The sequence below is a fragment of the Flavobacterium tagetis genome (assembly GCF_016735615.1).
Lineage (GTDB): Bacteria > Bacteroidota > Bacteroidia > Flavobacteriales > Flavobacteriaceae > Flavobacterium > Flavobacterium tagetis.
Window position 1 is genome coordinate 121,984 of sequence record NZ_JAERSF010000003.1, and the last position, 15,019, is coordinate 137,002.

General features: G+C 33.7%; 11 protein-coding genes. 5 read left to right on the top strand and 6 right to left on the bottom strand.

Annotation, left to right across the window (positions count from 1 at the left end; genetic code table 11):
- The first annotated feature begins 182 nt into the window (after positions 1-182).
- Positions 183-1,385, top strand: a complete 1,203-nt coding sequence (locus tag JI750_RS14670; RefSeq protein WP_202003392.1) for an NAD(P)-dependent oxidoreductase — start codon at positions 183-185, stop codon at positions 1,383-1,385.
- 126 nt (positions 1,386-1,511) lie between these two features.
- Here JI750_RS14670 and fumC read toward each other — a convergent pair whose 3' ends face one another.
- Positions 1,512-2,897: a class II fumarate hydratase gene (fumC, locus tag JI750_RS14675; RefSeq protein WP_202003395.1), complete on the bottom strand. Its 1,386-nt coding sequence runs from the start codon at positions 2,895-2,897 to the stop codon at positions 1,512-1,514.
- Positions 2,898-2,968: 71 nt separating this feature from the next.
- On the opposite strand from fumC, the gene JI750_RS22120 reads away from it, so the two are divergent.
- A complete protein-coding gene (locus tag JI750_RS22120) occupies positions 2,969-3,091 on the top strand; it encodes a hypothetical protein (RefSeq protein ID WP_255566640.1) in 123 nt (40 codons plus the stop codon).
- Positions 3,092-3,688: 597 nt separating this feature from the next.
- On the opposite strand, the gene JI750_RS14680 is transcribed toward JI750_RS22120, so the two are convergent.
- Together JI750_RS14680 and arsC are read right to left on the bottom strand one after the other, a co-directional pair.
- On the bottom strand, positions 3,689-6,142 hold the full coding sequence (locus tag JI750_RS14680) for a TonB-dependent receptor (RefSeq protein ID WP_202003398.1): 2,454 nt from the start codon (positions 6,140-6,142) through the stop codon (positions 3,689-3,691).
- Between the two features lie 91 nt (positions 6,143-6,233).
- On the bottom strand, positions 6,234-6,578 hold the full coding sequence (gene arsC, locus JI750_RS14685) for an arsenate reductase (glutaredoxin) (protein ID WP_202003400.1): 345 nt from the start codon (positions 6,576-6,578) through the stop codon (positions 6,234-6,236).
- A gap of 114 nt (positions 6,579-6,692) precedes the next feature.
- Here arsC and JI750_RS14690 point away from each other — a divergent pair, with 114 nt between their 5' ends.
- Together JI750_RS14690 and JI750_RS14695 are read left to right on the top strand one after the other, a co-directional pair.
- Positions 6,693-7,625: a CPBP family intramembrane glutamic endopeptidase gene (locus JI750_RS14690; protein ID WP_202003403.1), complete on the top strand. Its 933-nt coding sequence runs from the start codon at positions 6,693-6,695 to the stop codon at positions 7,623-7,625.
- 4 nt (positions 7,626-7,629) lie between these two features.
- Entirely contained in the window at positions 7,630-8,673 is a 1,044-nt protein-coding gene (locus JI750_RS14695) for an AMP-binding protein (RefSeq protein ID WP_202003406.1), read from the top strand.
- 211 nt (positions 8,674-8,884) lie between these two features.
- Here JI750_RS14695 and JI750_RS14700 read toward each other — a convergent pair whose 3' ends face one another.
- From JI750_RS14700 to JI750_RS14710, 3 genes are all read right to left on the bottom strand, one after another.
- On the bottom strand, positions 8,885-10,099 hold the full coding sequence (locus JI750_RS14700; protein ID WP_202003409.1) for an RsmB/NOP family class I SAM-dependent RNA methyltransferase: 1,215 nt from the start codon (positions 10,097-10,099) through the stop codon (positions 8,885-8,887).
- Positions 10,100-10,235: 136 nt separating this feature from the next.
- The gene (locus JI750_RS14705; RefSeq protein WP_111379013.1) at positions 10,236-12,215 is read right to left on the bottom strand and encodes a KUP/HAK/KT family potassium transporter; all 1,980 of its coding nucleotides are present in this window, start codon (positions 12,213-12,215) and stop codon (positions 10,236-10,238) included.
- 133 nt (positions 12,216-12,348) lie between these two features.
- Positions 12,349-13,644 (bottom strand): hypothetical protein, encoded by a 1,296-nt coding sequence (locus JI750_RS14710; RefSeq protein ID WP_202003412.1) that lies wholly within the window; start codon positions 13,642-13,644, stop codon positions 12,349-12,351.
- Between the two features lie 251 nt (positions 13,645-13,895).
- On the opposite strand from JI750_RS14710, the gene JI750_RS14715 reads away from it, so the two are divergent.
- Positions 13,896-14,957: a beta propeller repeat protein gene (locus tag JI750_RS14715; RefSeq protein ID WP_202003415.1), complete on the top strand. Its 1,062-nt coding sequence runs from the start codon at positions 13,896-13,898 to the stop codon at positions 14,955-14,957.
- Positions 14,958-15,019 lie beyond the last annotated feature (62 nt).

A 15,019-nucleotide genomic window follows, 5' to 3' on the forward strand; every position in this document is an offset into this window, starting at 1 on the left:
TAATTTGTGTTTTTTAACATTTTTTTAAGAAAAGTAAATTTTAGTCGGTTGTTTTTCAGCTTTTAACGGTTTTTAAACATTTTAAATTGAATTTTTGAAACAAAATTTTAACTAAATTTGTTATATTTGAAACAAATACATCACAAAAAGTTATATTATTAAATACTAAAAAACCACACTAAATGAAATTTGGAATCATAAAAGAGAGAAAAAACCCGCCAGATAGAAGAGTTGTATTTTCTCCAAATGAATTGACAAAGCTAAAACAGCTTTATCACGATGCCTCTGTAAAAGTTGAAAGTTCTGATATCAGAATATTTTCTGATGATGATTATAAAAATATGGGAATTACCGTTGCAGATGACGTATCTGACTGCGATGTTTTATTTGGTGTAAAAGAAGTTCCTGTAGACGATTTGATTCCAAACAAAGCTTATTTCTTTTTTTCTCATACCATTAAAAAACAGCCTCATAATAGAAAACTGCTTCAGGCAATTTTAGAAAAAAATATCGATTTATACGATCATGAAACGATTGTAAACGAACACGACCATCGTTTAATTGGTTTCGGAAAATATGCCGGAATGGTGGGCGTTTATAACGGAATTCGTGCTTTCGGAATTAAATTTGAATTGTTTAAACTTCCAAAAGCAGAATCGCTTTCAGGAAAAGAGGATTTGATAAGGCATTTAAAACGCATTACAATGCCAGCTTTAAAGTTTGTGTTAACAGGAACTGGAAAGGTTGGGAGCGGAGCAAAAGAAATTTTGGATGCTATCAAAGTGAAAGAAATTACGATTGATAATTATTTGACTAAAAAATATGCTCAAGCGGTTTATGTGCAATTGGATGTTTTAGAATATAACAAAAGAAAAGACGGTCAGGTTTTAGATTTTGTAGATTTTGTTAAGCATCCTGAAGAGTATGAGTCAGATTTCGAGAGATTTACAAAAGTGTCTGATATTTATTTCGCTGGACATTTTCATGCCAATAATGCTCCAATGATTTTAACCAAAGAAATGCTGAATGCGAGTGATTGTAAATTGAAGGTTGTAGCTGATATTTCTTGTGATGTTAATGGACCGATTGCTTGTACAATACGTTCATCAACAATCGAAGAACCTTTATATGGGTATTTTCCTTTAGAAGATCGAGAAGTAGATTTCTTTCATCCAGCAGCGGTTGCAGTAATGGCAGTAGATAATCTGCCTTGCGAAATTCCAAAAGATGCCAGTGAAGGTTTCGGAGAACAATTTATGGAACACGTAATTCCAGCGTTCTTCAATGGAGATAAAGACGGAATTTTAAAACGCGCCAAAATCACTGAAAATGGAAAATTGACGGAAAGATTTAGCTATCTGCAAGACTATGTAGACGGTAAATAAGTTATGAGTTATGAGTTAGAAGTTAACCAACTTTGGCTATAAATAAAAAGGAGAAACATAAATGTTTCTCCTTTTTATTATTTACGATAGAGCAAAAACTCATAATTCATAACTCATAATTTAAAATTACACCATATCCTCAGGTTTCACCCAAGCATCAAAATCTTCTGGAGTTACGTAGCCAAGACGAACGGCTTCTTCTTTTAAAGTTGTTCCGTTTTTGTGAGCAGTTTGCGCAATTTCTGCAGCTTTATAATATCCAATTTTAGTGTTTAATGCGGTAACTAACATCAACGAATTATCTACTAATTCTTTAATTCGTTTATGATTTGGCTCAATTCCTTGTGCGCAATGTTCATCGAAAGAAACACAAGCATCGCCCAGCAATTGTGCCGATTGCAAAAAGTTGGCTGCCATTACAGGTTTAAAAACATTCAATTCATAATGTCCCTGCATTCCTCCAACTGCAATTGCCATATCATTTCCGATAACTTGTGCGCAAACCATTGTTAAAGCTTCACATTGCGTTGGGTTTACTTTTCCAGGCATGATAGAAGATCCTGGCTCGTTTTCAGGAATGTGAATTTCACCAATTCCAGATCTTGGACCAGAAGCTAACATTCTGATATCATTAGCGATTTTGTTTAAAGAAACGGCTAGTTGTTTTAAAGCTCCGTGTGTTTCTACAATGGCATCGTGTGCTGCAAGTGCTTCAAACTTGTTTTCTGCTGTTATAAAAGGATGTTTGGTGAATTTTGCAATATATTCGGCAACTTTTACATCGTAACCTTTTGGTGTGTTTAGTCCAGTTCCAACAGCGGTTCCTCCAAGGGCGATTTCAGACAAATGGGCTAAAGTATTTTTTAAAGCTTTTAATCCGAAGGCTAATTGTGTAGCATAACCTGAAATTTCTTGTCCAAGGGTTAAGGGTGTAGCGTCCATTAGGTGTGTACGCCCGATTTTGACAACATCTTTATATTCGGCTGCTTTTTTGGCTAAAGTAGCATGAAGTTTTTCTACACCAGGAATTGTTGTTTCTACAACCATTTTGTAAGCAGCAATATGCATTCCGGTTGGAAAAGTGTCGTTTGAAGATTGTGATTTATTTACATCGTCATTGGCTTTTATGAATTGTTCGCCTTCACCGATTTCAAAACCTTTAAGAACTTGAGCACGGTTGGCGATTACTTCGTTTACATTCATGTTGCTTTGCGTGCCAGAGCCTGTTTGCCAGATTACAAGCGGAAACTGATCGTCAAGTTTTCCTTCAAGAATTTCGTCGCAGACAGCAGCAATGGCATCTCTTTTTTCTATTGGCAGAACGCCTAAATCGTAATTGGCATAAGCAGCAGCTTTTTTTAGATAAGCAAAACCTTCAATGATTTCTTTTGGCATAGATGCCGCTGGTCCGATTTTGAAATTATTTCTGGAACGTTCTGTTTGCGCACCCCAATATTTATCGGCTGGGACTTGAACTTCTCCCATGGTGTCTTTTTCTATTCTGTATTTCATTATGTTGTTTGTAAAATGTTATCTGTAAAATGTGAAATGTCTAAATATGAATTGAAAAGTTTCTTTTGAAAATGAGTGTTTTAGCCCTGATGGGAGCGGTATCCTTTTGTGGCGGGGTTCGCCACAAAAGATATAGCGGACAGCAGGAAACAGCTTCTCGAAATTATTGTGATTTGTCTGAGCTCTTTATTTAAAAGGATTTCAAGTTCAAAAAAAGCTTATTTAAAATGAGTATAAATATACGTATAAATGTTATTTAACGAAAATTGATTTAGATTTTATTGCTGAGAAAAAATATATACCCTACATTTGTCGTAACATTCAAAAATTCCGGAAAACATGTTTGAATTTTCACAGTACTTAGGCTTTTTACTTTTCTTAACCATACTAACTATAGGGTTTTGGTTAATGTTTTTCTTAGTTGGTTTCGTATCTTACTGGGTTACGGGTGCTAGCTGGGAAATGATCAAAGAAAAAAGAGCCAGAAAAAGACAAGAAGAACAATCTATTTAATTTTAGATTGATGTCATAAAAAAAGAACCCAAAAGGTTCTTTTTTTTTGTGCCAAAAAAAAGAAATTCCAATACTGAAATTCCAAATTCCAATCCTTTGCGTTTAGAACTTTGTCAAAGTTTAAAACTTTGACAAAGTTGGATAATTAAGTAGATAGACTTAAAAAGAAAAATTCCAAATTCCAATGATAAAATTGGAATTTGGAATTTTTGTATTGTTATTTTTTATCCAGATTGGAATTTGGAATTTGGATTTTCAGTATTGGAATTTAAAAAGTTTTATCCCGGAAAATCTCCACCACCTTCTCCGCCGCCATCGTTTCTTGGCTGTGCGTTTTTATCTCTTTCGCTTTTTGGTTTGTTGAAACGGTAAGTGAATGATAAATTGAACTGACGTTTACGGAACTGGAATTCGCTATATGAATTTACATCATCTAGATACGTGTAAGATCTCATTTTTCTTGAATTGAATACGTCGCTAATGTTGAAAGCAATAGTTCCTTTGTCTTTCATAACATCTTTGCTGAAAGCAGTATTCATTCCGAATTGACCTAAGTTTTTACCTTGAGCCGTTTTTTGCTCTCCGTTGTACATTGCTGTCAACTGCCAGTCAATTTTGTATGGAAGGGTCACTTTAGAGTTTACTCTTGCAAACCAAGAATTAGCTTGATTGTCTAAATCCTGAACGATTAGATTTCCTTTAGTATCTGTGTAACTGTGTTCCCCTGTTGTTTTTACATTAAAGAAATTGAAGTTACTATTTAATTTCCACCATTTGTATGGAGTGTAATTGAATGTAAATTCGAAACCAAATTTTTGCTCTTTTCCTAAGTTGATAGGCTGGCTTTTGATTACAGGAACTCCATTAACTTCATCTCCTGTAGGAGATCGTACAAAGCTGAAAACATCTTTTGTGTCTTCAAAATATGCCGATGTATTGAATGTTACTTTATCCCATTTTTTGATGTAGCCAATATCATATTTATCTGTCAAAGAAGGGTCTAGATCTGGATTTCCTTGAAAGATGTTAACGTTACTAGCATAGTTAACTGCTGGGTTCATGAAACGTCCTCTTGGTCGAGACAAACGTTTACTATAGCTTGCAGAGAAGTTGCTTTGATCTGAAATTTCATAACTAATAAAAGCACTTGGAAACAAGTTGTTGTATTTTTTAGTATTGAAATCGCTGTTGTCTAATAAGTTAACGTGAATATCTGTATCTTCCCATCTTAAGCCAAATAAATAAGAGAATTTATTTACTTTGAAACCATACTGTGTGTAAAGCGCATTGATATTTTCTTTGTATTCTAAAGTATTTGATAGGTTAGGATCTTTTGCTCCTCCATTTTCAGTTACATAGTATTCGTTGTTTAAATCACCAAAACTTCCTTTGTAACCTGCTTCAAACTGACCGCCTTTTCCTAATGGAAGAACGTAATCTGCCTGAAATAATACTTGTTTTTGTATTTGATCGTTTAGCGTGTTATTGAAATTTGGTGAGGCAGTAATAGTACTGTTGCTGTCATCAGTATTTCTTGAAATAGAAAAATCAGCAGTAAGTTTGTGTCCCTTATCGTTGAAATTTTTAATCAAATTAGAAGTATACTCAAAGTTTTCACTTCCTGTATCTGCATTATTTAAACGATATGTTGTTCCTGTAAAATTGTGAGCAGCATCGTAGTTGTAATAGTTGATCAAGTCTCTATCGTCACCAGTGTTTTTTTGGTAATTGATGGCATTTGTCCAAAATGTAGATGGCGTTATGGTCCATTCAACACCAGCTCTTCCGTTAAAACCTTTTCTAATACGTTTTGTATCACGGTCTTCGTCTAAGAAACTTTTTGTTGTACCATCTGGATTTAAATATTCAGAATTTGTTTGTCCAGCACCTTCTGTAGTTCTGTAGTTGTAACCAGCAGTAGTGAAATAGTTTAGCTTTTCTGTTTTATAGTTTAAATTACCGCTTAAACCGTATGTTTCTGGTAAGCCTGTTGAGGCAATAAAAGTTCCGTTGAAGCCTTGGTTTTTACCTTTTTTAAGAATAATATTGATGATTCCAGATCCACCTTCTGCGTCGTAACGTGCTGATGGATTGGTAATAACTTCTACTTTCTCTATTGCATCTGCTGGGAGCTGTCTTAAAGCTTCTGCCATGTTTATAGCTTGCGAAGGTCTTCCGTCAATTAAAATGCGAATGTTGTCGCTTCCTCTTAAACTTACATTTCCTTCTGTATCAACAGAAACAGAAGGAACGTTGTCTAAAACATCGCTCACGCTTCCGCCTTTTACAATCATATCCTGACCAACGTTGTAAACTTTTTTGTCCAGTTTGATTTCTACGGTAGATTTTTCAGCGCGAACTACAACTTCATTTAGTTGTGCAGCATCTTCCGATAGGTTTACGACACCTAAATTGGTGTCATCTTGAATGCTTTTCTGTTTAATTTCAGTCGATTTGAATGAAATAAACTCGACTTTTATATCGTAAGTTCCAGGTGCAACCGCAACTTCAAATTCCCCTTTCGGATTTGTTATGCCGCCAGCAACAACTTTTGTGTCATTTGGTTTGGTAAGCGAAATTGTAGCGTATTCTAATGGTTGTTTGCTTACTTTCTCAAAAACTTTTCCAGTGACTTTTACTTTGTTTTTGCCACCTGGGCTTCCTTGTTGAGAGTAATTGTAAAAGCTTGTAAACAAGAATACAAGTAATACAGCAAATTTGATTTTTTTCATTTTCTGGTTTTCTTTTTCTCTTTAGACGGCAAATGTAGTTTTTGGTTTAAAGAGAGAAATCACAAAAAAATGTTAATAGGGTATTTTAGAATCAATCTAAAAAAGAAGCGACAAGTTCTGGATCTCGGCCAATTATCGCCTTTCCGTCTTTTACAACAATAGGACGCTCAATCAAAATCGGGTTTTCTACCATTGCCTTAATAATTTCGTCGTTGCTTAAGGTTTTGCCTTTAAAATTTTCAATCCAGATTTTTTCTTTGGTTCTTACAAGTTGGATTGGTTCAAGATTCAACTGGGCTAAAAGTATTTTTAACTGATCAAAAGTTGGAGTTTCGGTTAAGTAAGGTATAATTTCAAAATCTTGTTTTGATTGTTCAATAAAAGCAAGGCAATTTCTTGATTTTCCGCATCTCGGATTATGGTAAATTTGTATCATTTTGTTATATTTAATCGTTTCAAATATTCTTACAATAAAAAAGAGGTATTTTCGCATATCAAAAGTAAGATTAACTTATCGAATTAAATTCTCATTTTTTAAAATTTTAAATTTATGTTTTTAGAGCAAGGGATTAAACCCGAAAATAAATTTTGGAAATATCTTTTAGGATCAGTCTTTATTATTTCAGCGTCTTTTGTAGGGCAGATTCCATTAATAGCTGCTATAGAATTTAGAGCAAATCTAGGGCGTGAAATTATTTCGACTTCTAATGGAAATTACATGAAAATATTTGAACCCAATATTACGCTTTTCTTAGCATTGATTTCTTTTGTTTTTGCTATTGCTGCAATTTATTTTGTGGTAAAATACAAGCACAATCAAACTTTTTTATCAGTTACAACTTCAAGGCCAAAAGTAGATTGGAATCGAATTCTTTTTTCTTTCTTTTTATGGAGTTCGATTTCTGTTATAAGTTTTTTTATTGTTTATTTCATTTCTCCAGAGAATTTTGTTTTAAATTTTAAATTAGAGCCTTTTCTTATTTTGGTCGTTATAGGAGTTATTTTAATTCCCGTACAAACCAGCACAGAAGAATATGTTTTTAGAGGTTATTTAATGCAGGGATTTGCCAATTTAGCACACAATAGATGGTTTCCGCTTGTTATGACTTCAGTTATTTTTGGGTCTTTGCACTGGGGTAATCCTGAGGTAACTAAAATGGGTAATATAGTGATGATTTATTATATGGGTACAGGTTTATTTTTGGGAATAATTACTTTAATGGATGAAGGAATAGAATTGGCGCTTGGTTTTCACGCTGCTAATAATCTTGTAGGAGCATTATTAGTAACCTCCGACTGGTCTGCATTTCAAACCCATGCAATATTTAAAGATCTTTCAGAACCGTCAGCAGGAATAGACGTGCTTCTGCCTGTTGTAGTTATTTATCCAATTCTGCTTTTTATTTTCAGTAAAAAATATGGATGGACAAATTGGAAAGAAAGACTCACAGGAAATATTAATAATGTCGAATTAAAAGCTTAACAATATGCAAAACTTAACTCATAATAACGTTCATAATTATTTCAAATTAAATGGCTATCATTTAAATGCAAAAGATCTGTGCCGTGTCGCTTATAGTTTTATAAAAGAAGGTGATGCTTACGAACAGTCAATTGGAGAATTTTTTTTGGATTGGTTTGATAAAAAGGATTATGTCGAAATGACAACTTCTGGAACAACGGGACTTCCAAAACTGGTCAGATTAAAGAAACAGGCCATGATCCAGTCAGCTTTGGCAACAGGTGATTTTTTTGATTTGAAACCTGGCGATAAAGCGTTATTATGCCTGCCGACGCAATTTATAGCAGGAAAAATGATGCTGGTGAGAAGTTTAATTTTAGGTTTAGAATTAGATGTGGTTTCACCAAGTTTGCATCCATTGCAATTTAATACAACAACTTACGATTTTGTAGCAATGGTTCCGCTTCAGGTTCAAAATTCTATTGAGGGACTTTCAAAAGTGCGTAAGTTAATTATAGGTGGTGCAAAATTAGATTCGGCTCTTGAAGAAAAATTATTGTCGCTTAAAACAGAAATTTACGAAACATACGGAATGACCGAAACGATTACGCATATCGCTGCAAAACGTTTAGGCGATTCTGTTTTTTCGATTCTTCCAAATGTGAAAATTTCTCAGGATGATCGCCAATGTTTGGTAATTAATGTAGCTACAATTTCAGATGAACCAATTGTAACCAATGATTTGGTTGAATTGTTAAATGAACAGCAGTTTAAATTTTTAGGTAGAATTGATAACGTAATCAATAGTGGAGGAGTAAAGCTGATTCCGGAGCAGATTGAGGCTAAACTTATCGGAAAAATAAACAGCAGGTTTTTTGTAACAGGGCTTCCAGATACTACTTTAGGAGAAAAATTGGTTTTAGTTATTGAAGGAGAAAAAGAAGAATTTGCTCCTGATTTCTTTGACGTTTTAGGAAAGTACGAAAAGCCAAAAGAAATAGTTTTCGTTTCAAAATTCAAAGAAAATGAAAATGGAAAGTTGCTTCGTAAACCTACCCTTCAGGATTAAAATGTCAATATTTAAATTGCTTCGCCTGTTCGCTATCGCTCGAGTCCAAATTCCAATGCTGTGCGTTTAGAACTTTATCAAAGTTTTAAACTTTGACAAAGTTGGAATAAAAATAAAAAATCCCAAATTTCAATAACTCAGATTGAAATTTGGGATTTTAAATATTAAGCAATTCCAAGGTTGGAATTTGAAATTTAAATATTGGAATTTTCTATTTTTTACGTTCCATTAGCGCCATATAGAAACCATCAAAACCAGATTCTGAAGCTAACATTTTACGATCTTCAATAAAAGTAAATTGCTGTCCGATTTCTGTCTTTAAAAACTTCTCTACTTGTTCTTGGTTTTCTGATGGAAGTACTGAACAAGTTGCATAAACTAATTTCCCGCCTGGTTTTACAATTTTAGAATAGCTTTCTAAAACTTCGCTCTGAACTTTACGAATGTTGTCGATAAATTCAGGCTGTAATTTCCATTTAGAATCAGGGTTTCTTTTCAAAACTCCTAATCCGCTACAAGGTGCATCAATTAAAACACGGTCTGCTTTTTCGTGTAATTTTTTGATCACTTTTGTGCTGTCGATAATTCTGTATTCGATATTAAAAGCGCCATTTCTTTTTGCTCTTAATTTCAATTGTTTTAATTTGCTTTCGTACAAGTCCATTGCAATCAATTGCCCTTTATTTTCCATTAAAGAAGCCATATGCAATGTTTTTCCGCCCGCTCCAGCACAAGTATCAACAACGCGCATTCCTGGTTTTACATCCAAAAATCCTGCAACTAATTGAGAATTGGCATCTTGAACTTCAAAAAGTCCTTGCTTGAAAGCATCTGTTAAAAATACATTGGCTCTTTCTTTTAAAACAAGAGCTTCTGGCTGGTCTTTTAAATATTCAGTTTCAATATTTAAGTCCATTAAAGTATTGCGAAGGCTTTCTTTTGTGCCTTTTAAAGTGTTGGTTCTAAGGATAACTTTTGCTGGCTGATTTTGTGCCGCAATTTCTTTTGCCCAAACTTTTTCTCCAAGTTCTTTCACACCCAATTCATCCATCCAATCTGGAATAGATTCTTTGATAGCTCTAGTCTTGGATAATTCGTCAAAACGTCCTTTTATTTTTCTTTCAGGAGTTCCTTCCAATTGTCTCCAATCTGGAATTGGATAACCGCGTAAAACAGCCCAAACAGCAAACATTCTCCATAGATTGTCTCTGTCATAAGGTTCTTTTACTTCGGCAATTTCTGCGTATAATCGTTTCCAGCGAACAATTTCGTATATGGTTTCAGCAACAAACTTCCTGTCAGAACTTCCCCAACGTTTGTCTTTTTTTAATGCTCTAGCTACCACTTTATCGGCATATTCTCCTTCGTTGAAAATTGCATTTAAAGAGTCAATGGTAGTATAAACTAAATTTCTGTGTAATCTCATTTCTATAATTTGAGTTGCAAAGGTACTATTAATTGATTGAAAGTTAAATTTTTAATACTGAATCTTACTTTAGACTTTCACTAAATGAAAAAAACACTCTAATTTAGAGTGTTTTTTGAAATTATTGTTAAGCTTTTTATTCTTTTGAAATAATTCGCGTTAATCCAATATTTTCTGGAGCATGAAGCACCATTGGGAATTTTTCTATCTTAACAGAGCTGCTGTCTAGACCAAAAGCTCTTTCTTCAGACAAACTCAGTTTTTTGATAAAGAAGTAAGAATTCATGATAATGTTTTCATGCCATCTTAAATCATTGTCATTTGATAAGAATTTCTCGGACAATACAAATTTAAAGTCTCCAATAATATTGTTTTTGTTTAAAGATTCGTAACGGCTCGTAATATCTACTTCGCCACGTTTTACCATGTCTTTGATAACTTCTCTAAACATCAAATTGATTTTGGTTGGTTCTCTAAAACCTAAATTGAAATCAATTCTGTAAATATCGTCTTTCGCAATTTCTGTTACTTTGTATTGCGTTTTGTAAGGTTCGGTTAAAATATTAACGTGAACAAACCAATAAATATCAGCTCTTTTCGGGCGTTTTTGAAGGATCGAATAGATGATTTTTTCCTCCAATTCGTCAACACGATTTGCATTGGTCATATAAACCAAATGCGTAGCGTATTTCGGGATAGATAAATCTTGGCTTAATTCTACAAGAACTTGTTTGTAATCGTCAACCTTAACCACTTTAGTGTAGTTTTTATTGATTTTCTTAGCTAAATACCAGATTGTCATTACAGAAATCAATAAACTCGCGATGATTAATGTTACGTAACCACCTTCTGCAAATTTGGTAATATTAGCAAAAAGGAAACTGAACTCAATCAATAAATAAATAGTAATCAACGGTACCATGAAGTACAGTTTTACACGTTTCATGATTAAGTAGTAATTCAATAATATGGTAGTCATGATCATACACAAAATGATAGCAAGACCATAAGCATGTTCCATGTTTCCTGATTTCTCGAAATGTAGCACGATTCCAACACACCCAAAAAACAATAACCAGTTGATTGACGGAATGTATAATTGACCTTTTACTTCTGTTGGATATTTGATTTTTACTTTTGGCCAGAAGTTCAGACGCATTGCTTCGTTAATTAATGTAAACGAACCTGAGATAAGCGCTTGAGAGGCAATTACAGCCGCAAGAGTTGCAACTACAATTCCGAATGGCAAAAACCAATGTGGCATAATTAAGTAAAATGGGTTTCCATTTTCTCCTCCTAATTGTTGTAATGTGCTTCCTTCATGGTGAATTAAATAAGCTGCTTGACCAAAATAGTTTAAAACTAAAGTCGTTTTTACAAACATCCAGCTAATTCTGATATTTTTTCTACCACAGTGACCCATGTCAGAATATAAAGCCTCGGCTCCAGTTGTACATAAGAATACAAAACCAAGAACAAAGAAGCCATCAGGATGTATCGATAATAAATGATAAGCATAATATGGATTAATCGCTTTAATAACTTCTGGATAATTCAGGACCTGAATTGTTCCTAAAGTTCCCAACATGGCAAACCAGATTAACATCATTGGAGCAAAGAATTTACCAACCAATTTAGTTCCGAACTGCTGAATGGTGAATAAAACGAATAGAATTGTAATTACGATATACACGATAGTTTGTGTTTGCATCGTCGGGTAGAATGCTCTAATTCCTTCTACTGCAGATGAAATCGAAATAGGCGGAGTTATAATTCCGTCTGCGAGCAGGGCGCTACCTCCAATAATCGCGGGTACTATGAGCCATTGAATTTTTGTTTTCTTGACTAATGCATATAATGCAAAAATCCCTCCTTCACCGTGGTTGTCTGCACTTAAAGTAATAAGTACATATTTAATTGTAGTTTGTAATGTTAAGGTCCAAAACACACAAGAAATACCACCTAAAACAATATCGGCATTTATCGTGTGATCGCCCAAAATAGCCTTCATTACGTATAATGGAGAAGTTCCGATATCTCCATAAATAATCCCTAAAGTAATCAATAAACCCCCAATAGACAACTTACTATGTAAGTTTTTATGCGATGCGCTCATGTATAGTTTTATAAAAAGACGGTTGCAAATTTACTGTTTTAAAACAAATTAGCAGCAATTATAATTAAAAAGATAAAAAAAAGCACAATCGTAAAATTGTGCTTTCTTTTTTAAGTATTATTTAATTTGAAAATTAGCCTCTTCTGCCATTTCCTCTAGAACTTGAACCGTTATCTCTTTGGCTTTGTCCGCCTCTAGATTCTTGGTTTCCTCTAGAAGATTCTTGGCTCATATGTGGAGATTCTGAACGTTGACTTTGCTGTGGTCTGGCAGAATAATCTCTATTGGTACTGCTAGGCTGATTTTCTGAGTAACTTCTTGAACTTCTTTCGGCTCTTGGAGCAGACGCTCCACTATTAGAATAACCTCTTGATGTACTAGAAGTATTACTGTTGCCGTAATCTACTCTTTGAGTATTTTGAGTTCTTGGAGTAGTCTCAGCTCTTTGTGAATTATTTACTCTAGTTGAATAATCACGATTTGTACTTCTCTCTGTATTTACGCTTTCAGAACTTCTGCCTGTTGAGTTATAACCTCTATTGTTATTACTGCTTCTGTCAGCAGATGATCTGTTTGTTGTGTTTCTATTTTCAGCATATGTTCTGTTAGAAACACCATTATCAGATGTTGTTCTTCCTGTATAATTTCTGTTTGTATTATAAGTATTTCTATTAGCTTCTCTGCTTGCAACACGTCTTTGATCAAGTTCATATCTGTTTGATGTGTTGGCATGTCTTTCAGCAAAACTGTAGTTTGGACGCATTCTTTCGTAACCGTAAGTACGTCTTGTTTCATAGATTGCGGGAGCTCTATAGCTTCTTCTCGTATTTACATAATTGTATGTGTTATGTACATTGATGCAAACATTGATATTGCTTCTGTATCTATAAACAGGATAAGGTCTCCATGCAGCATAATACGTTGGATAATAACCCCAGTACCAAGTTGAATAATAAGGTCTGTAATTTGTTACCCAAAATGAAGTGTAAATAACAGGAACAACACTATAAACAGGCTCATAAATGTAATTTGCTCCATACAAGTAAGTATTTCCAACAATTTGAACGCTTACTTTATTATAGTTGTCTCTTTCCACATCTATAGTCGCAACGTCTTGGTAAACATCACGATCTAGAACCGCTTGGATAATAACAACGTGAGTTCTGTTTTCAACACTTTCGATTACACGTAAATAATCTACTTGGTCATCTCCATTAAGGTCAAGATTTGATATTTGATATTTTGGATCATTTAAACGTCTTTCAAAATCTTGAAGGTTAGCTGATTCTCCAAACATCGAAGCAACAGCTCTTAAATCTAAGTTATCGCTTATATCTGAGTTTTTTGCATATACAGTAGTCTGGCCTTGTACAGCACAAGAACTAAAAACTAAGGCTGATATCGCTATTAAAAGTAAATTCGCTTTCATGGCTAATTTGTATTAAATTATTTTGTGTTATGAGATATCCAATTACTGTGCCATAAAATTTATTTGTTATAGTCTTGGTGTTAATGTTTTGGTTTTTAATGTTTTAAAAGTTTGTGAAAATGGATTGATTAATTTTTTATATAAAGTTCTGTAAATGAAACAATAAATAGTCTTGTCGAAAAAAATAAGAAAATTAATTTTCTATGTGGGAATTAATTGTATTTTAGCATTAACCAAATTTTAAATTTCCTATGAAAAAACTCGCTTTATTTTGTGTTATTTTTATTTTGCTGATGTCTTTTAGGACATTTAATTATAAAACTGACGTTGTTTACAATAATGGCTTTACATCAATGACAATAGATACATTATTTAAAGACAGAATAAGTATTAGAGCGATTCTAATTGATAAAAATAAAGTTTGGTACGGAGCAGATAATTCTCGTTTTGGTTATTATGATTTGGATAAAAAAGAAAAATTTGAAGAACATATTTACCGTGATACGCTTAAATTGGAATTTAGAAGCATAGCGCAAACTTCAAAGGATATTTTTTTGCTGAGTGTGGCAAATCCAGCGCTTCTTTATTCAGTTTCTAAAAAAGACCGAAAAGTTAAATTGGTCTACAAAGAAGTTAATCCGAAAGTTTTTTACGACAGCATGCAGTTTTGGAATGATAAGGAAGGAATTGCAATTGGTGATCCAACAGAAGACACATTCTCAATTATTGTTACTCGCGATGGAGGAGAAACGTGGACAAAACTGCTTTCTGATAAATTGCCGACAAATAGCACAGGAGAAGCGGCCTTTGCTGCTAGTAACACTAATATTGTTATAAAAGGAAATGATACATGGTTAGTTTCAGGCGGAAAAAAAGCGCGTGTTTTTTATTCTCCGGATAAAGCAAAAACATGGAAAGTTGTAGAAACTCCTATTGTACAAGGAAAACAAATGACAGGAATTTTTACTGCCGATTTTTACGATTCTAAGCAAGGTTTTATTGCGGGAGGAGATTACGATCTTCCTAATAATAAAGCCAATAATAAAGCTTTTACAAAAGACGGTGGCAAAACTTGGCAATTAATTGGCCAAAATATGGGATTTGGTTATGCATCATGCATTCAATATGTCCCTGGGGGCAATGGAAGAGAAATTGTTTGTGTAGGTTCTGAAGGAATACAATATTCTCAAAATGGAGGAGAAAACTGGATGCAGCTTTCTACAGATAACAGATTTTTTACCATTCGATTTGTGAACAGAAACACTGCAATCGCTGCAGGACATAATAAAGTGGTTCGACTTAATTTTAAATAAAAAAATAAGAACCCTAAATAATAAAGTAAGTATTATTATATAGGGTTCTTATCGCTGTTGTT

Coding starts and splice junctions, on each gene's coding strand:
- JI750_RS14695 (WP_202003406.1), top strand. CDS start 7,630: ATGCAAAACTTAACTCATAATAACGTTCATAATTATTTCAAATTAAAT.
- JI750_RS14670 (WP_202003392.1), top strand. CDS start 183: ATGAAATTTGGAATCATAAAAGAGAGAAAAAACCCGCCAGATAGAAGA.
- JI750_RS14710 (WP_202003412.1), bottom strand. CDS start 13,644: ATGAAAGCGAATTTACTTTTAATAGCGATATCAGCCTTAGTTTTTAGT.
- arsC (WP_202003400.1), bottom strand. CDS start 6,578: ATGATACAAATTTACCATAATCCGAGATGCGGAAAATCAAGAAATTGC.
- fumC (WP_202003395.1), bottom strand. CDS start 2,897: ATGAAATACAGAATAGAAAAAGACACCATGGGAGAAGTTCAAGTCCCA.
- JI750_RS14680 (WP_202003398.1), bottom strand. CDS start 6,142: ATGAAAAAAATCAAATTTGCTGTATTACTTGTATTCTTGTTTACAAGC.
- JI750_RS22120 (WP_255566640.1), top strand. CDS start 2,969: ATGAGTGTTTTAGCCCTGATGGGAGCGGTATCCTTTTGTGGCGGGGTT.
- JI750_RS14705 (WP_111379013.1), bottom strand. CDS start 12,215: ATGAGCGCATCGCATAAAAACTTACATAGTAAGTTGTCTATTGGGGGT.
- JI750_RS14715 (WP_202003415.1), top strand. CDS start 13,896: ATGAAAAAACTCGCTTTATTTTGTGTTATTTTTATTTTGCTGATGTCT.
- JI750_RS14690 (WP_202003403.1), top strand. CDS start 6,693: ATGTTTTTAGAGCAAGGGATTAAACCCGAAAATAAATTTTGGAAATAT.
- JI750_RS14700 (WP_202003409.1), bottom strand. CDS start 10,099: ATGAGATTACACAGAAATTTAGTTTATACTACCATTGACTCTTTAAAT.